Here is a 23,233-nt window from a genome sequence, read left to right as displayed (position 1 = left end):
TCCCTCCTAGCGTCTGACCATGCGCCAAGCCAGGATTGGCCTGGCCCTGGCCGGCGGGGGCCCACTGGGCGCCATCTATGAAGTTGGCGCCCTTTGTGCTTTGGAGGAGGCCGTCAACGGCCTGGACTTCACCGCCTGCGACGGCTACATCGGCGTCAGCGCCGGCGGCTTCATCGCCGCTGGCCTGGCCAACGGCATGACGCCGCGCCAGCTGTGCGCGGCCTTCATCGAGAACAGCGCCGCCGCGCCCGACCACTTCGATCCCGCCGAGCTGCTGCAGCCGGCCTGGCATGAGTTCGGCGAACGCCTGCGCCTGCTGCCGCGCCTGCTGGCCGACGCCGCCCGCGAGGTGCTGCTGGAAGGCCGCTCCACACTGGGTGCCGTCGAACGGCTGGGCCGCGTGCTGCCCACCGGTTTGCTGAGCAGCGAGCGCTTCGGCGATGCGCTGCAACGCGTGTTCGCCGAGCCCGGCCGCACCAACGACTTCCGGCAATTGAGCCGGCGCCTGGTGCTGGTGGCCACGGACCTGGACACGGGCGAAGCCATCCCCTTTGGCAGCAAGGGCTGGGACCATGTGCCCATCGCCCAGGCCGTGCAGGCCAGCGCCGCGCTGCCGGGGCTGTTCCCGCCCGTCGAGATCGCCGGCCGGCACTACGTGGACGGCGCGCTGAAAAAGACGCTGCACGCCTCCGTGCTGCTGGACCGCGGACTGGACCTGCTGATCTGCCTGAACCCGCTGGTGCCCTTCGAGAGCGACCGCCGCGGCCCGCGCGACGCGCGCTCGCGCCGCGCAAAGAAGCTGGCCCACAAGCTGGGCCGCCCGGCGCAGCGCGCGCTGCAGCCGCGCATCCACCGGCTGGTGGACGGCGGCCTGCCGCTGGTGCTGGCGCAGACCTTCCGATCGCTGATCCATTCGCGGCTGGAACTGGGCATGAAGGGCTACGAGCTGACCCATCCGCAGACCGACATCCTGCTTTTTGAGCCCGACCCGCGCGATGCCGAGATCTTCCTGGCCAACACCTTCAGCTACGGCCAGCGTCGCCGCCTGGCGGAGCACGCCTACCAGGCCACGCGCGAGCTGCTGCGCGAGCGCGCCGCCACGCTGAAGCCACAGTTCGCCCGCGCCGGCCTGATGCTGCGCGAGGACGTGCTGGCCAACCGCGAGGCCCGGCTGCTGCCCGCACCGGGCGAGACGCGCATGGAGCAGGCGCTGCGGTCGCTGCGGGGCTCCCTCAGCGTGCTGGAAGCCCGCGCCGGCTAGGCCTCGTCTTCGGCCTCTTCCAGCGTCTGCAGTTCCACGAGGCGGCGATACAGCCCGCCTTCGACGGCCATCAGCTCGTCATGCCGGCCGCGCTCCTGCAGCCGGCCGTGGTTGAGCACCAGGATCTGGTCGGCCGCGCGTATCGTGGACAGCCGGTGCGCGATGGCGATGACCGTCACGCGGCCGTGCAGCGCCGCCAGCGCCGCGCTGATGCGGGCCTCGGTCTCGCTGTCGACATTGCTGGTGGCCTCATCGAGGAACAGGATGCGTGGCGAGCCGGCCAGCGCGCGGGCCATGGCCAGCAGCTGCTTCTGGCCGCTGGACACGCGGGCGCCGCCCTCGCCCAATTTCGTGTCGTAGCCCTGCGGCAGCGCAGCGATGAAGTCGTGTGCACGCGCGTCGCGGGCCGCGGCCTGGATGGCCGCTTCGGTGATGCCCGGCCGCCCCATCGCGATGTTGTCGCGCACGCTGGCCGACAACAGGAAAGGCTCCTGCGGCACCAGGCCCACGGCGTCGCGGAAGGCCGCATCGGGCACGCTGGACAAGGGCTGGCCGTCCACGGTGATGCGGCCAGCCTGCGCCGTGTAGAAGCGCAGCAGCAGCGACAGCAGCGTGCTCTTGCCGCTGCCCGTGTGACCCACGATGCCGGTGAACGTGCCGGCGGGCATGTCCACGGCGATGTGCTGCAGCACGGGCCGCGCCGGGTCGTAGCCGAAAGACAAATCCTCGATGCGGATCGCGCCCTGCGAGACGGGTGAACCATCCTGCGGCGGCCCACGGTGTTCGTCTTCCTCCAGCAGCGCCCGCACGCGCGACGCAGCCACCATGGACTGCTGCAGCTGGCCGAACTGCATCGTGATCTGGATCAGCGGCTCGACCACGCGCGCGATGTAGGCCAGGAAGGCGTACAGCAGGCCCACCTCCAGCCCCGACAGCTCGCGCCGGCCGAAGCCGTAGATGACAGTGACCAGCAGCAGCACGTTCAGCAGGTCCAGCGCCGGGCGCAGCAGCCACGCGTTGGCGCGCAGCTCGGCGATGCGCGACAGCCGGTGCTCGGCGTTGACCGACTCGAAGCGCGCGCCGAAGCGCCCCGCCGCGCCGGCCGCCTGCAGGACGGCCATGCCGGCCATGCTCTCGGCCATCTGCGCGTTGATGTCGCTGCGCAGCTGGCGCGTGCGCGCCACCGCCGGCGCCGACAGCCGCTGGTAGCCCAGGATGATGAGCACCATGGCCGGCACCAGCGTCGCGACGATGAGCATCAGCCGCCAGTCCAGGAAGGCCATCGCCACCAGCGAGCCGGCGACGACGATGGACGAGTCCAGCATCACGTACAGCACCTGGCGGTAGAGCTGGTTCACGGCCTCGGTATCGTTGGTGACGCGGCTGACCAGCTGACCGGTGATGGCCTTGTCGAAGAAGGCCATGGGCAGCGCCAGCACATGCGCGTAGACGCGCTCGCGCAGCCGCAGCACCGAGCGCCGCGCCACGCCCGCCATGCGCGACAGCTGGGCATAGCGTATCCAGCTTGACGCCCAGCCGGTCAACAGCACCGAGGCCAGCAACACGGCCATCGCACCGATGTCGTAGTGGCCGGGCAGCAGGTATTCGTCGATGTAGCGCTTGCCGAGAATGGGTGCCAGCGCCTCCAGCCCGGCGGCCAGCAGCAGCCACAGGCCGCCGCGGATCAGCTGAGCGCGCTCGGGCCGCGCCGACTCCATCAGCAGCCCGACGCTCTGCCAGGGTCGTTCATTCGGCTTCAAGGCTGGCCTCGATCTGTTGATAGCGCCATTGCGAGGCGTACCAGCCGCCCAGTTCCAGCAACTGCTGATGCGTGCCGCGCTCGATGACATGGCCCTGCTTCAGCACGATGACCTCGTCGGCATCCATCACCGCCGACAGCCGATGCGCGATGACGATGACGCTGCGGTCAGGCCGCGCCGCACGCAGCTCGCGCAGGTGATCCAGGATGGCCGTCTCGGTGCCGGTGTCGACGGCCGACAGCGCGTCGTCCAGCACCAACAGCGGCGCATCGCTCAGCAAGGCGCGGGCGATGGCGACGCGCTGGCGCTGGCCACCGGACAGCGTCACGCCGCGTTCACCCACCTCGGTGGCATAGCCCTTGGGCAGGCGCTGGATGTCGTCGTGCACGGCCGCCAGCCGCGCGGCGGCCTCGATGTCGGCGGGCGTCGCTCCGGGCCTTGCCAGCGCGATGTTCTCGGCGACCGACGCCGAGAACAGGAAAGGCTCCTGCGGCACCCACGCAATGTGGGCGCGCAGGCTTGCCAGCGGCAGGTCGGGCAGCGGCACGCCACCCAGACTCAGCCGTCCCGCATCGGGTTCCGACTGGCGCAGCAGCAGGCGCACAAAGGTGGATTTGCCGGCGCCGGTCGCGCCGACGATGCCCAGCGTCTTGCCGGGCTTCAACGCGACGTCAACGTCTTCCAGCGCCGGCCGCTTCGCGCCGGGGAAACTGAAGCTCAGCCCCTCTCCGCGCAGTTCGGCCTGCGCGGGCACGGTCGCCCTGCCCTCGTCCGCCAGCGTCAGCGGCGCGTCCAGCACCGGCGCCAGCCGCGTCCACGCGGCACGGCCGCGTTCCAGCAGCGCCAGCACCCAGCCTGCCGCGAACATGGGCCAGATCAGCTGGCCCAGATACATCGTGAACGCGGTCAGCTGGCCGATGCTGATCTCGCGCTGCGCCACCAGCCAGCCGCCGACCGCCAATGCAATGGCCGTCGCCGCGCCCAGTGTCATGCCCACCGCCGGCTCGTAGGCGGCCTCCCAGCGCTGCGAGCGAAAGGCCGCCTCGGCCGCGTGGCCGGCCAGCTCGCCGAAGCGCTGTTCGCTGCGGTTCACCAGGCCCAGCGCGCGCAGCGTGCGCACGCCGGCCAAGCTTTCCTGCACCTGCTGGTTCAGGTCGCCGAAGCGGGTCAGCGAATCCTGCGCGGCGGCGTGCAGGTGCTTGGAGATCCACCAGAACGCCAGCGCCATCAGCGGAAACGGCAGCAGCGCTGCCAGGCCCAGCCGCCAGTCGATGGCGATGGTCATCATCGCCAGCACCAGCAGCAGCGTCTGCGTGCCGTCGAAGCCGGCCAGCATGGCCTCGCCGGCGGCCATCTCGACGGCGTCGATGTCGTTGGTCGCCAGCGCCATCAGGTCGCCCGTGCGCTGGCCCTGGAAGTAGGCCGGCCCCTGCAGCGCCAGCCGCGCGAACAGCCGCGTGCGCAGCCGCGCGCCAAGGTGGAAGGCCGCCTTGAACAGCGCCAGCCGCCAGCCCACGCGCAGCAGGTAGATGATCAGACCGGCGAGCACCAGCAGGCCCAGCTGGCGCAGCAGCGCATCGCCCTTGAGCCCGCCGGCGACCAGGTCATCGACGACATGGCCCACCTGGCGCGGGATCCAGACGGTCAGCGCCGCAATGCAGCTGAGCATGGCCGCGGCCGACGCATAGGCGCGCCAGTGCTCGCGCACGAAGGCGCCGAGCATGCGGGTGAGGGAGGTGGATGTGGAGGCGGCTGACAGCATGCGAAGGGCGGAGTGTCGCCCGGCCGCCTCCAGGGAATGTCAGCTGGGGCGTGGGTATCGGCCCCAGACGCTCACCAGCAGGCAGGCGATGCCGGCCAGGCCCGACACGAGGATGAACGGCGGCGGGATGTCCTCCAACCCCGCCGCGCCCAGTTCGGTCATGCGCCAGGCCAGGCCGAAGCAGGCGGCGCTGAGCACGAAGCTGGCAAGACGGACGGAAGCTGCTGCTTGTGCCCACTTCATGACGGGCTCCTTGGGTGCTGCGAGACAGTGCAGCGTACGCCCGCTCGGTGAAGTCAGTGCGAAGTCGCGTCTTGGCGCCGAACCACCGGCCCAGCCTGCACCGCGAGAGCGTCGAATTCGGACATGGCCGATGGGCGCGGGATCCAGACGGTCAGTGTGGAGATGTCGCTGAGCATGGCCGCAGCAGCACCGTCGGCGCGCCAGTGCTTGCGCACGAAGGCGGCGAGCATGCGGGAGTGTGTGTGAGACTGGGGAACGGCCGACGGCATGGGAACACGGACCGCCATCCACGACGCAACTGGATCTACTGAGCGGATCTCGGGCAAGCTACGTCGCCCTCAAGCGACGTCGTCCCAAAGGGTGCCTGCATCTCGGCGCAAGGCCCGCACGGAGAGGTAGGCGCCACAGGCTTTGCACCTGCGCGGAAACGGATGCAGCCCTTTGTTGACAGCCTTGCCTGAAAACAACCGCCATTCCGTTCCGGACGCCGGCACCTTGCAGTTCGGGCAGTTGTAGCGAATCGCACATATCGTGAGCATGGCACCGACAGCCAACACAACAATAGCGAACCAACTGTCGGCAGGCTCGCCCAGACCAGCCGGGAAGAACAACCGGCCGCCAATCAACAGCGCAAGAACGGCGAAGGCTGTAATGGTCTGACGCCATACCTTGCCGAAACGCTCTGCGATCCGGACCTGCTGCAGCAGGCCCTCGCGCGTCTTGATGTCCAGTGGAACGGGTCTGAAGGCTTTCATGGTGGCTCAGTGGCTGTCGGCCGTGCGGTGCGCACACGCTGCAAGCCGTAATCCCGCCCACGTCAGCAGCCCGTTCAGCAACAGCAGCTCCAGCCCGATCTGATAGCCGCCCCAGGGCTGCCCAAAGTCCAGCACCGCACACAGCGCCGGCGCGATCAGGCAAACGGCCACCAGCGCGCGGCCCGACACCGGCCGCGGCGTGAACATCGCGAACGCGAACAGACCCAGCAGCGGGCCGTAGGTGTAGCCGGCCAGCTTCAGGATCAGGTAGATCATGCTGGTGCTGTCCAGCGCCTTGAAGCCCAGCACCAGCACGAGGAACAGCAGCGCGAAGCCGTAGTGCACGCGCTGGCGCGTGCGGGTGTCCTCGCGCGGCACGCGCAGCAGGTCCAGGCAGGTGCTGGCCGTCAGCGCGGTCAGCGCGCCGTCGGCGCTGGGCAGCAGCGCCGACACCAGCGCCAGCACGAACACGATCTGCACCCAGGCCGGCAGGTGCTGCATGACGACGGTGGGGAACAGCGCGTCACCCTTGGCGGTGAGGCCCTGGGCCTGGGCGAACAGCGTCAGCAGCCCGCCCAGCAGCAGGAAGGCGCCAACGACCACCAGCATGAGCACGGCCAGCACCAGCAGGTTCTTCTGCGCGTCGCGCAGCTTCGCCACCGACAGGCTCTTCTGCATCATTTCCTGGTCCAGCCCTGTCATCGCGATCGCGATGAACATGCCGGCGAGCAGCGCCTTCACGGAGAAGTCGCGGCTCATAGCGTCGCCCACCCAGACGCGGCTCAGGCCCGCGGCATCCAGTTGGGCCAGCGCGTCGGTATGCCACAGCAGCGCGATGCAGACGAACAGCCCCGTCAGCATGCCGGCGGTCTGCAGCGTGTCCGTCCACACCAGCGCCTTCACGCCGCCCTCCACCGTGTAGAGCAGGATCATCACCAGCACCACCGCCGCGCCGACGGCGAAAGGCACGCCCAGCGGTTGCAGGATCAGCGTGTGCAGCACGGCGACGACGAGGTAGAGCCGCGCCGTCGCGCCCAGCGTGCGGCTCAGCAGGAAGTAGGCCGAGCCCAGCCGCTGCGCCGCCGTTCCCAGGCGTTCGCCCAGCAGGCCGTAGATGGAGGCCAGTTTCAGCCGGTGATAGGCCGGCAGCAGCACGAAGGCGATGACGGCATAGCCGAACAGCTGACCGATGACGATCTGCAGGTAGGTGAAGCCGTTGGCCGCCACCGAGCCCGGCACGCTGATGAAGGTGACGCCGGAAAGCGACGTCCCGATCATTCCGAACGCGACGACCGGCCAGGGACTTTCCCTGCCTCCCACGTAGAAACCCTCGGCCCCGGAACCGTGCGAGACGCACCTCGCCAGTACCAACAGCAGGGCGAAATAAGTGAGAACCCCGATCAAAAGCAGTGCAGGCGACATGGGCCGGGATCATGCCTCACGCCACCCCCACGAACCGGGTGGATCAAATCGTCACGAAGCATCTCTACGATGCGCCCCGTTTTGGGCAATTTTTACTAATCCGTCATGCAACTCCGACCCCTGGTAGCTCTTCTTGCCGCGGCGTTTGCCGCGCCCGCCGCGCTGGCCGCAGGCAATGTCGTCATCAGCCAGGTCTACGGCGCCGGCGGCAACGGCGGGGCCTTGCTGACGCACGACTACGTGGAGTTGCACAACCGCAGCGCCAGCACCGTCAACCTTGCGGGCTGGACGGTGCAGTACGCCAGCGCGACGGGCACCGGCGCGCTGGGCGCCAGCGGCAACCTGGTCGCGCTGTCCGGCACGCTGGAGCCGGGGCAGTTCTACCTGGTGCGCATGGCCGGCGGCAGCGTGGGCGCGGCGATGCCCGCGCACGACGCTTCGGGCTCCATCGCGATGGCCGCAGGGGCCGGCAAGGTGGCACTGGTCAAGCAGACCACGTCGCTGGGCTGCAACGGCGGCAGCAGCGTCTGCTCCCCCGAGCAGCTGGCGCTGATCGAGGACCTGGTCGGCTTCGGCTCCACGGCCAACTTCTTCGAAGGCACGGGCCCGACGCCCACCATCTCGACGACGCTGGCCGCCTTCCGTGCCGCCAACGGCTGCACCGACACCGACAACAACGCCGCCGACTTCGCCACCGGCACGCCGGCGCCGCGCAACAAGGCCAGCGCCTTCGCCGTCTGCTCTGGCGGCGGTACACCGCCCAACGCTCCCATCGTGACCAGCTGTGGCGACCAGGTCGCCGTGTCGGGCACCGCGTCCGGCTTCACGGTCAGCGCCAAGGACGCCGACAGCCGCATCACGACGGCCACGGTCGTCGGCAGCCTGCCCGCGGGCGTGGCGCTGGACAGCTTCGTCGCCTCCACCGGCGACGACGTGGCCGCGACGCAGTCCTTCACGGTCTCCAGCACGCTGGCCGCCGGCAACTACAACCTCGGCCTGAAGTGGGACAACGACGAGGCGCAGACCGCCAGCTGCTCGTTCAAGCTGGCAGTGTCCGGCATCGTCAGCATCCCGGCCATCCAGGGCTCGGGCGCCAAGAGCACGATGGACGGCGCCAGCGTGACCACCAGCGGCGTCGTCACGCAGCTGATCAACAACGGCTTCTACCTGCAGGACCCGATCGGCGACGGCGATGCCGCGACGTCGGACGGCATCTTCGTCTTCACCAGCACCGCGCCCACCGTGGCCGTCGGCGACCGCGTGACCGTGTCGGCCAAGGTCCAGGAGTACTCGGTGTCCAGCAGCGCGGCCAGCCTGGCCAATCCGCTGACCGAGTTGAGCAGCGTGTCCGCCATCACCGTGCTGAGCTCGGGCAACGCACTGCCGCCGGCGGTGGACGTGAGTCTTGCCGCGCACACCGCGCAGGCCGACATGGAGCGCTACGAAGGCATGCTGGTGCGCATCACTGATGCGCTGACCGTCAACCAGACCAACTTCGTCGGCAGCTACGGCCAGCTGACCGTGTCGGCCGGTGGCCGCACGCTGAACCCGACCAACGTGATGCGCCCGGGCGCCGCGGCGAACGCGCTGCAGGCCGCCAACCTCGCGCGCAGCATCGTGCTGGACGACGGCAGCTCGCTGAAGTTCCCCAACCCCACGCCCTACCTGTGGCAGGACGGCACGGTGCGCGGTGGCGACACGGTCAGCGACGTCGTCGGCGTCGTCGACTTCGGCCCGTCCACCGACTCGGCCAGCGGCCCGCTGTCGTACAAGATCCACCCGGCCGCCGCGCCGGTGTTCGCCCGCACTGCCGGCCGCCCGGCCGCACCGCCGGCCGTCGGCGGCAACATCAAGGTCGCCAGCGCCAACGTGCTGAACTTCTTCACCAGCGGCAGCGGTGGCGCCTTCGTGGCCGGCAGCCCCAGCTGCGGCAGCGACTGCCGCGGCGCGAACTCGCTGGCCGAGTTCAATCGCCAGCGCACCAAGATCCTGGCCGCGCTGTCGGGTCTGAACGCCGACGTCGTGGGCCTGATGGAGATCCAGAACAACGCCAGCAATTTCGCCGTGCAGAACCTGGTGGACGGGCTGAACGCCCAGCTCGGCGCCGGCACCTATGCCGCCGTGCCGCTGCCCACCGTCATCTCCGCCGGCGGTAGCGGCACGGGCACGGACGCGATCCGCGTCGCGATGATCTACAAGCCGGGCAAGCTGGCGCTGATGGGCCCGTCGATGGCCGACACCAACGGCATCAACAACCGCCCGACCTTCGCGCAGGGCTTCGTCGCGCCCAATGGCGAGAAGTTCGCCGTCGCCGTCAACCACCTGAAGTCCAAGGGCAGCTGCGGCAGCGGCGCCAACGGCGACACCGGCGACCTGCAGGGCTGCTGGAACCTGCAGCGTCAGCAGCAGGCCCAGCGCCTGCTGGACTGGCTGCCCACCATCAAGGCCACGGCCACGACCGAGGACGTCATCCTGATCGGCGACTTCAACGCCTACGCGAAGGAAGACCCCATCGAGCTGCTGACCACCGGCGGCCTCGTGGACCTGGTGAGCAAGTTCGACCCAGCCGACTACAGCTATGTGTTCGACGCCAACGCCGGTCGCCTGGACCATGGCCTGGGCACCGCCAGCGTGGCCGCCAAGGTGACCGGCGCGACCAGCTGGCACATCAATGCCGACGAGCCGGAATGGGCCGACTACAACACCGAGGACAAGGCCACCGGCAACGACTGGTACCAGCCCACGCTGTTCCGCGCGTCCGACCATGACCCGATGCTGATCGGCCTGAACCTCGTCAAGGCCGTGTCGGGCACCAGCGGCCGCGACACGATCGTTGGCACCGCCGGCGACGACATCATCGAGGGCGGCGCCGGTGCCGACACGCTGACTGGCGGCGCCGGCAGCAACCAGTTCGTCTACGGCAGCATGCTGGACGCCGGCGACGTCATCACCGACTTCAAGCCCGGTGTCGACACGCTGGTGCTGACCCGCCTGCTGGCGGTCGCAGGTATCAGCAGCGCCGCCCCGCTGGCCACCGGCCATGTGAGCTGCACGGCCAACGCAGCGGGCGCCATCATCAACATCGACACCGACGGCAGCGCCGGCGCGACCAAGCCCAAGGCCTTCTTGCAGCTCAAGGGCGTGTCCTGCACCGCCATCAACGCGTCCAGCTTCAAGTTCTGAGGAAGAAAAACATGATCCGCACCACCGCATTCGCCCTGACCGCCCTGGCCCTGGCCGCCTCCGCCCACGCGGGCACCTACGCGATCGCCGGCACCTTTGACAACGACCCCACGGTCGAAGTGCTGACCGGCAGCTTCTCGTTCAGCGACGCCGAGGTCGCTGCCGGCGGCTCCGACGGCGCGTTCACGCTGACCTCGCTGAACTTCACGTTCCTGGGCCAGACCTACACGCTGGCGGACGCTTCCAGCGCCTACGTGCAGTTCGATTTCGGTTCGCTGAGTGGGCCCGTGGCCACGGTGGCGCTGACGACCGGCGGTTCGCTGGACCTGCAGTCCTTCTTCGGCGCGAGCTACTTCACCCACCTGACCGCGGCCGGCGAGGCCTACGGCACGCTGACGCTGGACGCCGCGGCCACGGTGCCGGAACCCGCCAGCTACGCGCTGGTGCTGGCCGCGCTGGGTGGCGGCTTGTTCGCGCGCCGCCGCCGTCAGGCCTGAACGCCTTCACGCTCGTTCAACGGCCCGCTCGCAGCGGGCCGTTTCTTTTGTCTTCGCGCTTCCGGGCCGAGCGCCGGGCCGCCCCAAGCCGGCCCGCCTGGCGATGTGCTTGCGGCTCAATGCCGCAAGCATCGCCGTCCCCTCGGGGGACCGACCAAGCGCGCCCGCGTCCAGCGCGGCGCGATTGGGCGAGGGGTCAAAAAGTCCTTCCGCCCTTGAACATCGCGTGCTGGCGGCGGTTCAGTGTCGTGCTGCGGCCCATCGCCTCGAAGCTGACGCGCGCATGGGCATGCATGATGGCCAGGCCCAGCGCGTCGGCCGCGTCCTTGCCCGGCACGCCCGGCAGGTTCAGCAGCCGCTGCACCATGGCCTGCACGGCCTCCTTCTTGGCCTGCCCGTGGCCGGCAACGGCCTTCTTCATCTGCACGGCGGTGTACTCGCTGACGGCCAGGTCAGCGGACACCAGCGCCGTCAGCGCCGCACCGCGTGCCTGGCCCAGCAGCAGCGTGGACTGCGGGTTCACGTTGACGAACACGATCTCCACCGCCGCGCACTGCGGCTGGTAGCGCGACACGACCTCGCGGATGCCGTCGTACAGGATCTTCAGCCGCCCGGGCAGGTCGCCTACCGCGACGCTGTTGGTCTTGATCGTGCCGCTGGCCACATAGGCGAGGCGCGGGCCGTCGGCGTCGATGACGCCGAAGCCCGTCGTCTGCAGGCCCGGGTCGATGCCGAGAATCCTCATCGGTACAGCGGCAGCTGGAAGTACCAGCGCACCGAATGGAACAGCACCGGGGCCGCAAAGCACAGCACGGCGATGCGGTCCAGCAGGCCCACGGCGCCGGTGATGGAGCTGCGGTTGCCCCAGTACAGCACGCCGGCATCCTTCTTCAGCGCCTTCATGACCAGGCCGCCGAAGCCTGCAGCCGCCGCGGTGACGAAGGCCATCACCAGCGCCTGGCCGGCCTTGAACGGCGTGATCCAGAACAGCAGCCCGCCGGCCAGCGCGCCGGTCAGCGTGCCTATCCACCACGCACGCATCGAGAAGCTGCGGCTGATGCGCCGCGCCACGGGGCGGCGGCGCATGGTGCGGGTGGCGATCTCCTGCGCGATCTGCGAGGCGGCCACCACCATGACCAGGAAAAACAGCAGGAAGGCGCCGCGGCCGGTGTAGCCGGGGAAGTCCAGCAGAAGCAGCGCCGGCGCATGCGACAGGCCGTAGACGCAAACCATGACGCCCCACTGGATCTTGGCGTTGCGCTCCAGGTAGCGACGCGGGTCGTCGGCCAGCGCGCTGACGATGGGCAGCACGAGGAAGCCGTAGACCGGCAGGAACACCGTGAACAGGTCGAAGAAGCGCGTGCCGCAGATCATGTACTGCACCGGCAGCAGCACGAAGAACGCGACGATCAGCGTGCGGTGGTCGCTGCGCTGCGTGTGCACGAGGGTGATGAACTCGCGCAGCGCGAGGAACGAGAACAGCGCGAACAGCAGCGTGGCGCCCAGCGGGCCCGAGATCCACGCGACCCAGAACATGCAGCCGCCTATCCACGCGGCGCGCAGGTCGCTGCGCACGCGCGCCCAGGTCAGCTCGGACTGGCGGCGGGCGTCCTCGTCGGCGCGCTCGCGCAGCGAGTTCAGGAACAGGCCCAGCGTCAGCAGCATCAGGAAGCCGAACAGCACGACGAACAGCAGCGCCACCTGCTCGCTGGCGGAAAGAGACTTGAGCCAGCGCATCAGTCGTCGCCCTCTTCGCGGCCAACGTACTCGGGGTCGGGGCGCTGCTCCATGACCGCCTCGCGGGCACGGCACAGGAAGTCGGCTTTGCTCTCGCCGTCCATCAGCTGGATGGGTGCACCGAAGGTCACCGTGCACAGGATGGGCACCGGCACGACTTCGCCCTTGGGCATGACGCGCTGCACGTTGTCTATCCAGGTCGGGATCAGCTGCACATGCGGGAACTGCTGGGCCAGATGGAAGATGCCGCTCTTGAACGGCTGCGGATTGCCCTTGCTGGAGCGCGTGCCTTCGGGAAAGATGACCAGCGAGTCGCCATTGGCCAGCGCCTCGACCAGCGGCTCCAGCGGGTCTTCGTCGGGGTTGGCGCGGGTGCGGCTGACGTAGATGGCGTTGAAGACCTCGGTCGTCAGCCAACGCCGCAGCGCGCTCTTGGTCCAGTAGTCCTTGGCCGCGATGGCACGCGTCTGCGCGCGCAGCTCGTGCGGGAAGGCGGCCCAGATCAACACGAGGTCGAAATGGCTCTGGTGGTTGGCGATGTAGATGCGCTGCTCGGCTTGTGGCGGGCAGCCCTTCCAGTGGCCTTGCGCGCCCGTGATGAGCCGGGCGATGAAGGCAAGCAACTGGCCGGTGAAGGCGGCTGGCGTCATGGTCGGGATTATCGCGACGCCGCTGCAGCGGGCTGGTCCGTCAGAACCAGTAGTCCTTCACGCAGCGGCCGTCGCGGGGCAGGTCGTCGAAGCTGTCGAAGCCGTCGAAATGGTCGATGGGGATGGCGGCCACGACCTCGGGCTCCGCCAGGCGCAGATTCACTGCAATGCGGCGCTTGCCGTCCTCCAGCCGCAGGCCGCGCCAGTGCGTCACGCAGCCGCAGGTCGGGCAGAAGTGGAACTCCAGGGCGCGGCCGCGCACATAGGCCTGCGTGGTGCCCGTCACGTGGATGCCCTCGTCCACGAAGTCGTAGGCCCACAGCGTGCCGTAGCGGCGGCAGGCCGTGCAGTTGCAGGCGGTGGCGCCGTCGGGCTGACCGTCAAAACGCCAGCGCACGCCGCCGCACAGACAGGAACCTTCGATCATGCTCACTCTCCTTGCACCGCCGTGGCGTAGATGGGGTCGATGTAGACGCGGCCGCCAAACAGGAACTCGCTGTTGCCGACCTGCGCAAAGCCGAAGCGCTCGTAGAAGCGCACCGCGCGCACATTGCGGTCGTAGACGCTCAACCACAGCGTCCGCGCGCCCTGCCCATGTGCCCGCGCATGCACCGCCGCCATCAGCCGCGCACCCAGGCCCTGCCCGATGAAGCCCTGGCCCAGGTACAGCCGCCACAGTTTCAGCGGGTCCGGTCCGCTCACGCAGCCGGGCGCGGGCTGGGCGCTGAGCATCGCATAGCCGGCCAGCTCGTCGCCCACCCAGGCCAACAACGTCGTGCAGGCCGGGTCGGCGATGACGCCGGCCATCACGTCGGCCGGGAAATGCTCGGCCACGTAGTCGGCGATCTCCTGCTCATCGTCCAGGCCGCGGTAGGTGTCGGTGAAGGCCTGGGCGGCAAAGCGCGCCAGAGCCGGTGCATCTTCGAGAAGGGCGGGACGGATGACGACGGACATGAACGGAACAGCGGTGACGGAGAACCGATGTTCGCACCGCTCAATCGTTGTGCAAGCCGGGGCCGGCCACCCGCTTGTAGTGCAGCACGGTGGGAAAGGGATCGTAGAAGTGGTGCAGCAGCTGCCGCCAGCGCTGATAGCCCTCGGACTGGCGGAAGCCCTGCTCGTGGTGCGCGACGCTTTCCCAGCGCACCAGAAGCATGTAGTGCTCGGCGCGCTCGATGCAGCACTGCAGCTCATGCCCCAGATAGCCTGGCATGGACGCGATGATGGTCTGCGCCTCGGCAAACGCGGCCTCGAAGTCCGCCGACTGGCCAGGCCGCACCTGCAGCTGGGCGATCTCCAGGATCATCGTCAGGCGGCCTGAGCCAGCGGGGATGCCGACAGAGGTTCGTGCGCTTCGGCCCGCATCATCTGCGCGGCCTTCTCGCCGATCATCATGGCCGGCGCGTTCGTGTTGCCGCTGATCAGCGTGGGCATGATGGATGCGTCCACCACGCGCAGCCCCAGCAGGCCATGCACGCGCAGCCGGGCGTCGACGACGGCCATGTCGTCGCTGCCCATCCTGCAGGTGCCCACCGGGTGGTAGATGGTGTCGGTGCGCTGGCGCAGCAGCGCCTCGATGTCGGCATCCGACGCGAGGTCGGTGTTCCACATCTCGCGCTGCCAGTGCGCGCGCAGCGACGGCTGGCGCAGCAGCGCGCGGGTCAGCTTGAAGCCGTCCACCATCTGCGCGAGGTCGTCGGGATGTTGGAAGAACGCGGGGTCGATCAGCGGCGCCGCATTCACGTCGCGGCTGGCCAGCTTCAGCGTGCCGCGGCTTTGCGGGCGCAGCAGGCACATGTGGCAGGACAGGCCATGGCCCCACCCCAGCTTGCGGGCATGGTCTTCCACGCCGGCGACGACGAGGTGCAACTGCACGTCGGGTCGCTGCTGCGCGGCGCTGCTGCGCAGGAAGCCGCCGCCCTCGGCGAAGTTGCTGGTCAGCATGCCGCGGCGCTCGGTGCGGTAGCGGCGCAGCGCCCGCCAGAAGGCCAGGCCGCCGCGCAGCGACAGGCCGAAGGTGTGCAGGCTGCTGGTGCGCATGCCGAACACGAAGTCGGGGTGGTCCTGCAGGTTGGCGCCCACGCCGGGCAGGTGGTGCAGCACCGGGATGCCATGCTGCTGCAGCTGTGCCGCATCGCCCACGCCGGACAGCATCAGCAGCTGCGGCGACTGGATGGCGCCCGCGGCCAGCACGACCTCGCGCCGCGCCTGCAGCCGGCGCAGCTGGCCGCCCACCTTCACCTCCACGCCCACCGCGCGGCGACCGTCGAACAGCACGCGCTGCACCTGCGCCTGCACGGTGACGCGCAGGTTGGGTCGGTCCAGGTGTGGCCGCAGATAGGCGCGCGCGGCGCTGCAGCGCTCGCCGCGGTCCTGCGTGACCTGGTAGATGCCGATGCCTTCCTGCGACTCGCCGTTGAAGTCGTTCGTGATGATGTGGCCCGCTTCGCGACCGGCCGCCAGCCATGCCGCCTGCAGCGGGTTGTCGGAGCGCAGCTGGCTCACCTTCAGCGGGCCGTCACGGCCGTGCAACGGTGCGCCGAAGGTGTCGTTGCTCTCGCTCTTGACGAAGAACGGCAGCACGTCGTTCCAGCCCCAGCCGGAGTTGCCTAAAGCGGCCCACTCGTCGTAGTCCTCGCGCTGGCCGCGCGTGTAGACCATCGCGTTGATGCCCGACGAGCCGCCCAGCATCTTGCCGCGCGGCACGTAGCCGCGGCGGCCATTCAGGCCTGGCTGCGGCACGGTCTCGAATGCGTAGTTGTGCAGCTTGCTGGGCACCATCAGCACGGCGGCCGTGGGCACGGTGCCCAGCCAGTTGTTGACGTCGGCACCGGCCTCCAAAACCAGCACCTGAGTGTCGGGGTCTTCGCTCAGGCGGCCGGCCAGCGCCGAGCCGGAGGAGCCGCCGCCGATGACGATGACGTCATGCGTCTCGTCGAAGCGTGGGGTGTCGGTCATGGCAGCTTCTTCAACAGGCCCAGCAGGCGCTCGAACGTGGCGCCGTAGGGCGGCTGGAACAGCTTGGTGCCGGCAAGGCGCGACTGGATGAACAGCGGCTTCTCCTTGCTGAAGGTGCGAAAGCCCCATTCGCCGTGGTACGCACCCATGCCGCTGGCGCCGACGCCACCGAAGGGCTGCTCCTCCTGGCCCAGGTGCCAGATGCAGTCGTTGATGGTCACGCCGCCCGCATGCGTCTCGCGCATCACGCGGTCGCGCGCGCTGGCGTCGCTGCCGAACCAGTACAGCGCCAGCGGCCGGTCGCCACGGTTGACGTGGGCCAGCGCTTCGTCAACCTGGTCGTACGCCACCACGGGCAGCAGCGGGCCAAAGATCTCCTCCTGCATGACGGTGGCGTCCGCCGGCACGTCCAGCAGCACGGCGGGCACCAGGCGGCGGTCGTCGGGGCGTTCCTCGTGGCTGCGCAACACGCGGGCGCCGCGGTCCTTCGCGTCGTCCAGCAGGCCTTGCAGCCGCGCGAAATGGCGCGGCGTGGCGATGCTGGTGTAGTCGGCGTTGCCGGCGATGGTCGGGTACATGCGGCGCATGTGGTCCAGGATCTGCTGCGACAGCGGCTCCACCATCTCGCGCGGCACCAGCAGGTAGTCGGGCGCCACGCAGGTCTGGCCCGCATTGAAGAGCTTGCCGAAGGCCAGCCGCGACGCGGTGAGCGCCACGTCCGCGCTGCGGTCCACGATGGCGGGCGACTTGCCGCCCAGCTCCAGCGTCACCGGCGTCAGGTTCTTGGCCGCGGCCTGCGCCACGTGGCGACCCACGGCCGTGGAACCGGTGAAGAACAGGTGGTCGAACGGCAGCGTCGTGAAGGCCTTGCCGACCTCGGCGTCGCCGGTGATGACCAGCATCTCGTCGGGCCGGAAGTGCTCGGTGACGATGCGGGCCATCAGCTCGCTCGTCGCGGGCGTCAGCTCCGACGGCTTGATCAGCACGCGGTTGCCCGCGGCCAGTGCGGCGACGGCCGGCTCCATGGCCAGGTAGTACGGATAGTTCCAGGGCGACACGACGCCCACGACACCCAGCGGTTGGCGCATCAGCACGTTGCGACCGGGCAGGAAGTGCAGCGGCGTCGCGACGCGCCTGGCCTTCATCCAGCGGCGCAGGTGCTTGAGCGCATGGCGCGCGCCGGACTCGACGGTGAACACGTCGGCCAGCAGCGACTCCTGGCGGGCCCGGTGGCCGAAGTCCTGCGCCATCGCCGCGGCGAGCGCGTCACCGTGCTGGCGCGTCATCTTCAGCAGCCGCTCCAGGCGGTCGCGGCGCACCTCGTACGAGGGCATGCGCTCGGCCTCGAAGGCGCGGCGCTGCAGTGTCAGCGCCAGGTGCAGGCGTTCCTGCAATGCGGTGTCCATGGGCTGTCTCCGGATCTAGATCTGATCCGGAAGGCTAACCGCAACTGGTGGGCCGCCCAAGCGGGGCGGCCCTGGACTAGAGGCCTGCGTCTAGTCGCCCAGGCGACAGGGGGTCAATGCCGGAAATGACGGACGCCGGTCAGAACCATGGCAATGCCACGCTCGTTGGCCGCCGCGATGACCTCGTCGTCGCGCATCGAGCCACCCGGCTGGATGACGCAGGTGGCACCGGCGTCGGCCAGCACGTCCAGACCGTCGCGGAACGGGAAGAAGGCGTCGCTGGCGACGGCCGAGCCGGCCAGACTCAAGCTGGCGTGCTGCGCCTTGATGGACGCGATGCGGGCCGAGTCCAGGCGGCTCATCTGGCCGGCACCGACGCCCAGCGTCATGCCACCGCCGCAGAACACGATGGCGTTGCTCTTCACGTACTGCGCCACGGTCCACGCGAACATCAGATCATCGAGCTGCTGCTCGGTCGGCTTCAGCGTGGTGACGACCTTCAGGTCTTCACGCTTCAGGAAATGGTTGTCGGCGGTCTGCAGCAGCAGGCCCGAGCCCACGCGCTTGCTGTCGCCAGCGTTGCGGCCCTGGTCCCACGGGCGGGCACCGCCCGGCGGCAGTGCGATCTGCAGCAGGCGCACATTGACCTTGCCCTTGAAGACCTCCAGCGCCTCGGCGCTGAAGCTCGGAGCCATCAGCACTTCGACGAACTGCTTGCTGACCAGCTGGGCGGCCGCGCCGTCTACCTCGCGATTGAACGCGATGATGCCGCCGAAGGCGCTGGTGGGGTCGGTCTTGAAGGCCTTGCTGTAGGCCTCGGCCGGGTTCACGCCCACGGCCACGCCGCAAGGGTTGGCGTGCTTGACGATGACGCAGGCCGGCGTGTCAAAGCTCTTCACGCATTCCCAGGCCGCGTCGGCGTCGGCGATGTTGTTGTACGAGAGTTCCTTGCCCTGCAGTTGCTTGCCCGTGACCAGAGAGCCGGGCGCCGGGAACAGGTCGCGGTACAGCGCGGCAGTCTGGTGCGAGTTCTCGCCGTAGCGCAGGTCCTGCACCTTCACGAAGGTGGAGTTCATCTGCGCCGGGTACTCGGCGTGGCTGCCGTCTTCGTTCAACGCGGACAGGTAGTTGCTGATGGCGGCGTCGTACTGCGCGATGCGGTTGAACGCGGCGACGGACGCGGCGAAGCGGGTCTTGTCGCTGGTCTTGCCGTTGGCCTTCAGCTCGGCCAGCACGGCGGCGTACTGGGCGGCGTCGGTCAGCACCGTCACGTCCTTCCAGTTCTTGGCCGCGCTGCGCACCATGGCCGGGCCGCCGATGTCGATGTTCTCGATGGCGTCTTCCAGCGTGCAGCCAGGCTTGGCCACGGTGGCCTCGAACGGATAGAGGTTGACGGCCAGGATGTCGATGCGCGTGATGCCGTGCTTGTCCATCGCCGCCACGTGCTCGGGCAGGTCGGAGCGCGCCAGCAGGCCGCCGTGGATCTTGGGGTGCAGCGTCTTCACGCGGCCGTCCATCATTTCCGGGAAGCCGGTGTGCTCGGCCACTTCGGTGACGGGCAGGCCGGCGTCGGCCAGCAGCTTGGCGGTGCCGCCGGTGGACAGCAGCTTGGCGCCGAGGGCGTGCAGCTCCTTGGCGAATTCGAGAATGCCGGTCTTGTCGGAGACGGAGAGGAGTGCGGTCAGTGCCATGGTTCTTGGTCAGTTGAGGTCGGAGCTTCTCGCTGCGCTCGAAGGTCCAACCCGCAAGGGTTAATCAGTTGGGGTCGGAGCTTTTCGCTGCGCTCAAAGGTCCAACCCGCAAGGTCTTACAAGTTGTGATCCGTCAGCTTGCGGCGCAGCGTGTTGCGGTTGATGCCCAGCCATTGCGCCGCCTTGCTCTGGTTGCCGCCGGCTTCGCGCATGACGATCTCGAACAGCGGCTTCTCCACCAGCTTGATCAGCATCTCGTGCATCGAGTGCGGCTCCTGGCCGTCGAGGTCACGGAAGAAGGCTTCGAGGTTGTCGCGCACGCAGGCGTCGATGGGGTTGGGCGGGGTGGTGTTCTTCTGGGCACTCATGACAGGAGCTTTGTTGTTCTCTCAGGCGGCACAGGCCTCGTCGGCCTGCTCGTCTTCGTCGTTGGCGGCCGCGGTGGGCGGCAGCCGGTCGTGGGTCTGGCCGAGTTCGTCGAACCAGTCGCGGAGCGCCTGCAACTGCTCTTCGCAGCGCTCCAGGGTGTTCATGTGCTGGCGGAATGCCTCGCCGCCCGGCAGGCCGCGCACGGCCCAGCCGATGTGCTTGCGCGCGCTGCGCACGCCGCTCTGCTCGCCGTACAGGCCGTAGTGATCGTGCAGGTGTTCGGTCAGCACGTCGCGCGCCTCGGTGACAGTGGGCGCGGCCAGGTGTTCCCCCGTCGCCAGAAAGTGCGACACCTCGCGGAAGATCCACGGGCGGCCCTGCGCGGCGCGGCCGATCATCAGCGCGTCGGCCTGGGTGTAGGCCAGCACGTCGCGAGCCTTCTCGGGCGAATCGATGTCGCCATTGGCGACGACGGGAATCGCCAGCGCGGCCTTCACCGCGGCGATGGTGTCGTACTCGGCCAGGCCCTTGTAGCCCTGCTCGCGCGTGCGGCCATGGATGGTCAGCATCGCGATGCCGGCGGATTCGAAGATCCGGGCCAGCCGCAGCGCGTTGCGTTCATCGGCGCTCCAGCCGGTGCGCATCTTCAGCGTGACCGGCACGCCGCGCGGCGCGGCAATGGCCACCACCGCCTCGACGATCTCCAGCGCCAGCGCCTCGTTGCGCATCAGCGCCGAGCCCGCCCACTTGTTGCAGACCTTCTTGGCCGGGCAGCCCATGTTGATGTCGATGATCTGCGCACCGCGGTCGACGTTGTAGGCCGCGGCCTCGGCCATCATGGCCGCGTCGGTGCCGGCGATCTGCACGGCGATGGGGCCGGGCTCGCCGGCATGGTCGGCACGGCGCGAGGTCTTCAGGCTGTTCCACAGCTCCTTGCGCGACGTGACCATCTCGCTGACCGCATAGCCCGCACCCAGGCGCCGGCACAGCTGGCGGAACGGTCGGTCCGTGACTCCGGCCATCGGCGCGACGAACAGCGCGTTGGGTAGGGAGTGGGGACCGATCTGCACGAGGTTCTGCTTAAAAAAGAGGCGGGATTGTAACGAGCCGGCAAACCGACAATCCGGCCATGGAAACCTGGCTCGCCCAATTCATCACCGACCTGCTCGCCGCGCTGGCGCTGCCGCAGGTGGGGCTGGTCGCCGTCTTCATCATCACTTTCGTCTCGGCGACGCTGCTGCCGCTAGGCTCGGAACCCGCCGTCTTCCTCGTCGTCAAGGCCGATCCGGGCATGTTCTGGCCCGTCATCGCCATCGCCACGCTCGGCAACACGCTGGGTGGCGCGGTGTCGTGGTGGATGGGCTACGGCATCGAGCGCGCCGTCGAAGCGGTGCAGCATCACGAGCCCCGGCATTCGCGGGCGATGCGCTGGCTGCAGCATTTTGGCCCCAAGGCCTGCGTGATGAGCTGGCTGCCCCTGGTGGGCGACCCGCTGTGCGCCGTGGCCGGCTGGCTCAAGCTGCCGTTCTGGCCCTGCGTGGGCTGGATGGCGCTGGGCAAGCTGCTGCGCTTCGTTCTCTACACCGCCGCATTGATTTGGATCATTCCGGAGACCTGGCTGTCATGACCACTGCCTATCAAGACCTCGCTGCCCGCCAGCAACGCCTGCACCGCCTCTCCCACCTGCAGGCCATCGCCCAATGGGACCAGGCCGCCAACATGCCCGCCCACGGCAACGAAGCGCGCAGCCTCGCGCTGGCCGAGATGGACGGCCTGCTGCACCAGCTCGCCACCGACCCGGCGCTGAAGGGCCTGCTCGACAGCGCCGCCGCCGAACCGCTGGACGACACGCAGCGCGCCAACCTGCGCGAGATCGGCCGCGCCTGGCGCGCCGCCAACGCACTGCCGCAGTCGCTTGTGGAGGCCAAGAGCCTTGCCAACAACCGCTGCGAGCACGCCTGGCGCACGCAGCGCCCGGCCAACGACTGGGCCGGCTTCGTGCCCAACCTGCGCGAGGTGCTGAAGATCGCCCGCCAGGAAGCCGAGCTGCTGTCGCAGAGCGCGGGGGTGTCCAAGTACGACGCGCTGCTGGATCTGTACGAGCCGGGCATGCGCTCGGCCGACGTGGAGCAGGCGTTCGCGCCGCTGCGGCAATGGCTGCCCGGGTTGATCCGCGACGTGACCGCCAAGCAGTCGCACGAGACCGTCATCGAGCCCGTGGGCCCCTTCCCCACCGCGGCACAGAAGGCGCTGGGGCTGGACGCGATGCGGCTGATGGGCTTCGACTTCCAGGCCGGCCGGCTGGACGAAAGCACCCACCCGTTCTGCGGGGGCGTGCCCGAGGACGTGCGCATGACCACGCGCTACCGCGAGGACAACTTCCTGCCCGCGCTGATGGGCGTCATCCACGAGACCGGCCACGGCCGCTACGAGCAGGGCCTGCCGCGCGAACTGCTGGGCCAGCCCATCGCCCGCGCGCGCTCCATGGGCATCCACGAGAGCCAGAGCCTGTCCTTCGAGATGCAGCTGGGCAGTCATCCGGCGTTCGCCGGCCTGCTGTCGCCGCTGCTCCTCAAGCACTTCGGCGACCAGCCCGCGTTCGCGCCCGACAACCTGCACAAGCTGCTGACGCGCGTGCAGCCGGGCTACATCCGCGTGGACGCCGACGAGGTGACCTATCCCGCCCACATCCTGCTGCGCTTCGACATCGAGCGCGCACTGATCGAGGGCGGCGCCGAGGTGGACGACATCCCGGCGCTGTGGGACGCCAAGATGGCCGAGCTGCTGGGATTGGACACACGCGGCAACTTCAAGGACGGCCCCATGCAGGACGTGCACTGGCCGGCCGGGCTGTTCGGCTACTTCCCCTGCTACACGCTGGGCGCGATGTACGCGGCGCAGTGGTTCGCGACCATGCGTGCGCAGCAGCCCGACCTTGACGCGCAGATCGCCCGCGGCGAGCTGGGCCCGGTGTTCGACTGGCTGCGCACCAACGTCTGGCAGAACGCCAGCCGCTTCGAGACGCCGGAGCTGGTGCGGCGCGCCAGCGGCGAGGCGCTGAACCCGGCCCATTTCGAGGCGCATCTGCGCTCCCGCTATCTGGGCTGACGCAAAAAAATAGGGCCGCCCCGTCGGGAGCGGCCCAAGCTCATTGCGTTCAACGATCTCTCTTCCAACCCACGACGCTTCCCCGGCCCCCCGGCCATCTCCGCGCGTGGCGCCCGGCGCTCTTTGGTCTACCGGACTGGGCCGCTGCAACTCGAACAGCGACCGTGATGCAATTCTGCGGACCTCAGCCCCAACTGGCATCCCCGCAAGCCAAGGGGGCACCCCTACCGGCTGTGAACGTCGTCACAGCAACAGCGCCAATCGCTCCAGGATGAGCACGCCGAAAAAGGCCAGGCCGGCAATCAAGGTCCACTTCATGATGACGATTCCCAATCGCCGCCAGCGTGGCTGACCCGTGGCGATAGAGAAGGCGAAGCAGACCACCGCCGAGAACAGCAGCAGGCCGACGACCAGGCGGGCGATCAGCATGT

General features: G+C 69.0%; 23 protein-coding genes. 5 read left to right on the top strand and 18 right to left on the bottom strand.

The genetic code is table 11. From position 1 onward, the window contains the following. The first annotated feature begins 19 nt into the window (after window positions 1-19). Window positions 20-1,261, top strand: a complete 1,242-nt coding sequence (locus J2X21_RS00410) for a patatin-like phospholipase family protein (RefSeq protein WP_310323511.1) — start codon at window positions 20-22, stop codon at window positions 1,259-1,261. Here the strand turns inward: J2X21_RS00410 and J2X21_RS00405 are convergent. The 6 genes from J2X21_RS00405 to J2X21_RS00380 all read right to left on the bottom strand — a co-directional run bounded on the left by J2X21_RS00405 (window position 1,258) and on the right by J2X21_RS00380 (window position 7,203). Continuing rightward, on the bottom strand, window positions 1,258-2,979 hold the full coding sequence (locus J2X21_RS00405; protein WP_310325396.1) for an ABC transporter ATP-binding protein: 1,722 nt from the start codon (window positions 2,977-2,979) through the stop codon (window positions 1,258-1,260). The genes J2X21_RS00410 and J2X21_RS00405 overlap by 4 nt on opposite strands. A gap of 28 nt (window positions 2,980-3,007) precedes the next feature. Next, the gene (locus J2X21_RS00400; protein WP_310323507.1) at window positions 3,008-4,783 is read right to left on the bottom strand and encodes an ABC transporter ATP-binding protein; all 1,776 of its coding nucleotides are present in this window, start codon (window positions 4,781-4,783) and stop codon (window positions 3,008-3,010) included. Between the two features lie 39 nt (window positions 4,784-4,822). Next, window positions 4,823-5,026: a hypothetical protein gene (locus tag J2X21_RS00395; RefSeq protein ID WP_310323504.1), complete on the bottom strand. Its 204-nt coding sequence runs from the start codon at window positions 5,024-5,026 to the stop codon at window positions 4,823-4,825. A 53-nt stretch (window positions 5,027-5,079) separates the two neighbouring features. After that, entirely contained in the window at window positions 5,080-5,256 is a 177-nt protein-coding gene (locus J2X21_RS00390; RefSeq protein WP_310323502.1) for a hypothetical protein, read from the bottom strand. 108 nt (window positions 5,257-5,364) lie between these two features. After that, window positions 5,365-5,781 (bottom strand): hypothetical protein, encoded by a 417-nt coding sequence (locus J2X21_RS00385; RefSeq protein WP_310323499.1) that lies wholly within the window; start codon window positions 5,779-5,781, stop codon window positions 5,365-5,367. Window positions 5,782-5,787: 6 nt separating this feature from the next. Next, window positions 5,788-7,203, bottom strand: coding sequence for a sodium:solute symporter (locus J2X21_RS00380; RefSeq protein WP_310323495.1), 1,416 nt, complete (start codon window positions 7,201-7,203; stop codon window positions 5,788-5,790). A gap of 105 nt (window positions 7,204-7,308) precedes the next feature. Between J2X21_RS00380 and J2X21_RS00375 the strand changes: the two genes are divergently transcribed. Both J2X21_RS00375 and J2X21_RS00370 read left to right on the top strand, forming a co-directional pair. Further along, entirely contained in the window at window positions 7,309-10,386 is a 3,078-nt protein-coding gene (locus J2X21_RS00375; RefSeq protein WP_310323493.1) for an ExeM/NucH family extracellular endonuclease, read from the top strand. Between the two features lie 11 nt (window positions 10,387-10,397). Continuing rightward, the gene (locus tag J2X21_RS00370) at window positions 10,398-10,883 is read left to right on the top strand and encodes a PEP-CTERM sorting domain-containing protein (protein ID WP_310323491.1); all 486 of its coding nucleotides are present in this window, start codon (window positions 10,398-10,400) and stop codon (window positions 10,881-10,883) included. 196 nt (window positions 10,884-11,079) lie between these two features. Here J2X21_RS00370 and ruvC read toward each other — a convergent pair whose 3' ends face one another. From ruvC to dusB, 11 genes are all read right to left on the bottom strand, one after another. Continuing rightward, window positions 11,080-11,628 (bottom strand): crossover junction endodeoxyribonuclease RuvC, encoded by a 549-nt coding sequence (gene ruvC, locus J2X21_RS00365; protein ID WP_310323488.1) that lies wholly within the window; start codon window positions 11,626-11,628, stop codon window positions 11,080-11,082. Further along, on the bottom strand, window positions 11,625-12,620 hold the full coding sequence (locus J2X21_RS00360; protein ID WP_310323485.1) for a phosphatidate cytidylyltransferase: 996 nt from the start codon (window positions 12,618-12,620) through the stop codon (window positions 11,625-11,627). The genes ruvC and J2X21_RS00360 overlap by 4 nt, the downstream gene beginning before the upstream one ends. Beyond that, on the bottom strand, window positions 12,620-13,270 hold the full coding sequence (locus J2X21_RS00355; RefSeq protein ID WP_310323483.1) for a lysophospholipid acyltransferase family protein: 651 nt from the start codon (window positions 13,268-13,270) through the stop codon (window positions 12,620-12,622). Before J2X21_RS00355 ends, J2X21_RS00360 begins: the two co-directional genes overlap by 1 nt. Before the next feature lie 40 nt (window positions 13,271-13,310). Further along, window positions 13,311-13,697, bottom strand: coding sequence for a GFA family protein (locus J2X21_RS00350; RefSeq protein WP_310323482.1), 387 nt, complete (start codon window positions 13,695-13,697; stop codon window positions 13,311-13,313). Between the two features lie 2 nt (window positions 13,698-13,699). After that, on the bottom strand, window positions 13,700-14,224 hold the full coding sequence (locus tag J2X21_RS00345; RefSeq protein ID WP_310323481.1) for a GNAT family N-acetyltransferase: 525 nt from the start codon (window positions 14,222-14,224) through the stop codon (window positions 13,700-13,702). Window positions 14,225-14,264: 40 nt separating this feature from the next. Further along, window positions 14,265-14,576 carry an antibiotic biosynthesis monooxygenase family protein gene (locus J2X21_RS00340; RefSeq protein ID WP_310323479.1) on the bottom strand — a complete coding sequence of 104 codons (312 nt, stop codon included), beginning with the start codon at window positions 14,574-14,576 and terminating at the stop codon, window positions 14,265-14,267. Between the two features lie 2 nt (window positions 14,577-14,578). Continuing rightward, complete coding sequence (locus J2X21_RS00335; protein ID WP_310323476.1) at window positions 14,579-16,228, bottom strand: GMC family oxidoreductase; 1,650 nt, start codon at window positions 16,226-16,228, stop codon at window positions 14,579-14,581. Further along, window positions 16,225-17,634 (bottom strand): coniferyl aldehyde dehydrogenase, encoded by a 1,410-nt coding sequence (locus J2X21_RS00330; protein ID WP_310323474.1) that lies wholly within the window; start codon window positions 17,632-17,634, stop codon window positions 16,225-16,227. Before J2X21_RS00330 ends, J2X21_RS00335 begins: the two co-directional genes overlap by 4 nt. A gap of 113 nt (window positions 17,635-17,747) precedes the next feature. Continuing rightward, entirely contained in the window at window positions 17,748-19,325 is a 1,578-nt protein-coding gene (gene purH, locus J2X21_RS00325; RefSeq protein ID WP_310323472.1) for a bifunctional phosphoribosylaminoimidazolecarboxamide formyltransferase/IMP cyclohydrolase, read from the bottom strand. 116 nt (window positions 19,326-19,441) lie between these two features. Next, complete coding sequence (locus tag J2X21_RS00320) at window positions 19,442-19,693, bottom strand: helix-turn-helix domain-containing protein (protein ID WP_310323470.1); 252 nt, start codon at window positions 19,691-19,693, stop codon at window positions 19,442-19,444. 21 nt (window positions 19,694-19,714) lie between these two features. Further along, the gene (gene dusB / locus J2X21_RS00315; RefSeq protein WP_310323468.1) at window positions 19,715-20,764 is read right to left on the bottom strand and encodes a tRNA dihydrouridine synthase DusB; all 1,050 of its coding nucleotides are present in this window, start codon (window positions 20,762-20,764) and stop codon (window positions 19,715-19,717) included. A 59-nt stretch (window positions 20,765-20,823) separates the two neighbouring features. Here dusB and J2X21_RS00310 point away from each other — a divergent pair, with 59 nt between their 5' ends. Together J2X21_RS00310 and J2X21_RS00305 are read left to right on the top strand one after the other, a co-directional pair. After that, window positions 20,824-21,321, top strand: a complete 498-nt coding sequence (locus J2X21_RS00310) for a YqaA family protein (RefSeq protein ID WP_310323466.1) — start codon at window positions 20,824-20,826, stop codon at window positions 21,319-21,321. Then, the gene (locus tag J2X21_RS00305; protein ID WP_310323464.1) at window positions 21,318-22,802 is read left to right on the top strand and encodes a carboxypeptidase M32; all 1,485 of its coding nucleotides are present in this window, start codon (window positions 21,318-21,320) and stop codon (window positions 22,800-22,802) included. The genes J2X21_RS00310 and J2X21_RS00305 overlap by 4 nt, the downstream gene beginning before the upstream one ends. Window positions 22,803-23,045: 243 nt before the next feature. Here J2X21_RS00305 and J2X21_RS00300 read toward each other — a convergent pair whose 3' ends face one another. Next, window positions 23,046-23,231 (bottom strand): hypothetical protein, encoded by a 186-nt coding sequence (locus tag J2X21_RS00300; protein ID WP_310323461.1) that lies wholly within the window; start codon window positions 23,229-23,231, stop codon window positions 23,046-23,048. Window positions 23,232-23,233: the final 2 nt, after the last annotated feature.

It is taken from the genome of Roseateles asaccharophilus (assembly GCF_031458115.1).
GTDB lineage: Bacteria > Pseudomonadota > Gammaproteobacteria > Burkholderiales > Burkholderiaceae_C > Pelomonas > Pelomonas asaccharophilus_A.
Note: the sequence above shows the minus strand (reverse complement) of the source record. Positions and strands in the feature narration are given on the sequence as shown.

Coding starts and splice junctions, on each gene's coding strand:
- J2X21_RS00400 (WP_310323507.1), bottom strand. CDS start 4,783: ATGCTGTCAGCCGCCTCCACATCCACCTCCCTCACCCGCATGCTCGGC.
- J2X21_RS00300 (WP_310323461.1), bottom strand. CDS start 23,231: ATGCTGATCGCCCGCCTGGTCGTCGGCCTGCTGCTGTTCTCGGCGGTG.
- ruvC (WP_310323488.1), bottom strand. CDS start 11,628: ATGAGGATTCTCGGCATCGACCCGGGCCTGCAGACGACGGGCTTCGGC.
- J2X21_RS00350 (WP_310323482.1), bottom strand. CDS start 13,697: ATGATCGAAGGTTCCTGTCTGTGCGGCGGCGTGCGCTGGCGTTTTGAC.
- J2X21_RS00330 (WP_310323474.1), bottom strand. CDS start 17,634: ATGGACACCGCATTGCAGGAACGCCTGCACCTGGCGCTGACACTGCAG.
- J2X21_RS00355 (WP_310323483.1), bottom strand. CDS start 13,270: ATGACGCCAGCCGCCTTCACCGGCCAGTTGCTTGCCTTCATCGCCCGG.
- J2X21_RS00385 (WP_310323499.1), bottom strand. CDS start 5,781: ATGAAAGCCTTCAGACCCGTTCCACTGGACATCAAGACGCGCGAGGGC.
- J2X21_RS00310 (WP_310323466.1), top strand. CDS start 20,824: ATGGAAACCTGGCTCGCCCAATTCATCACCGACCTGCTCGCCGCGCTG.
- J2X21_RS00370 (WP_310323491.1), top strand. CDS start 10,398: ATGATCCGCACCACCGCATTCGCCCTGACCGCCCTGGCCCTGGCCGCC.
- J2X21_RS00410 (WP_310323511.1), top strand. CDS start 20: ATGCGCCAAGCCAGGATTGGCCTGGCCCTGGCCGGCGGGGGCCCACTG.
- J2X21_RS00390 (WP_310323502.1), bottom strand. CDS start 5,256: ATGCTCGCCGCCTTCGTGCGCAAGCACTGGCGCGCCGACGGTGCTGCT.
- J2X21_RS00305 (WP_310323464.1), top strand. CDS start 21,318: ATGACCACTGCCTATCAAGACCTCGCTGCCCGCCAGCAACGCCTGCAC.
- J2X21_RS00345 (WP_310323481.1), bottom strand. CDS start 14,224: ATGTCCGTCGTCATCCGTCCCGCCCTTCTCGAAGATGCACCGGCTCTG.
- J2X21_RS00360 (WP_310323485.1), bottom strand. CDS start 12,620: ATGCGCTGGCTCAAGTCTCTTTCCGCCAGCGAGCAGGTGGCGCTGCTG.
- J2X21_RS00395 (WP_310323504.1), bottom strand. CDS start 5,026: ATGAAGTGGGCACAAGCAGCAGCTTCCGTCCGTCTTGCCAGCTTCGTG.
- J2X21_RS00340 (WP_310323479.1), bottom strand. CDS start 14,576: ATGATCCTGGAGATCGCCCAGCTGCAGGTGCGGCCTGGCCAGTCGGCG.
- purH (WP_310323472.1), bottom strand. CDS start 19,325: ATGGCACTGACCGCACTCCTCTCCGTCTCCGACAAGACCGGCATTCTC.
- J2X21_RS00375 (WP_310323493.1), top strand. CDS start 7,309: ATGCAACTCCGACCCCTGGTAGCTCTTCTTGCCGCGGCGTTTGCCGCG.
- J2X21_RS00320 (WP_310323470.1), bottom strand. CDS start 19,693: ATGAGTGCCCAGAAGAACACCACCCCGCCCAACCCCATCGACGCCTGC.
- J2X21_RS00405 (WP_310325396.1), bottom strand. CDS start 2,979: ATGGAGTCGGCGCGGCCCGAGCGCGCTCAGCTGATCCGCGGCGGCCTG.
- J2X21_RS00335 (WP_310323476.1), bottom strand. CDS start 16,228: ATGACCGACACCCCACGCTTCGACGAGACGCATGACGTCATCGTCATC.
- J2X21_RS00380 (WP_310323495.1), bottom strand. CDS start 7,203: ATGTCGCCTGCACTGCTTTTGATCGGGGTTCTCACTTATTTCGCCCTG.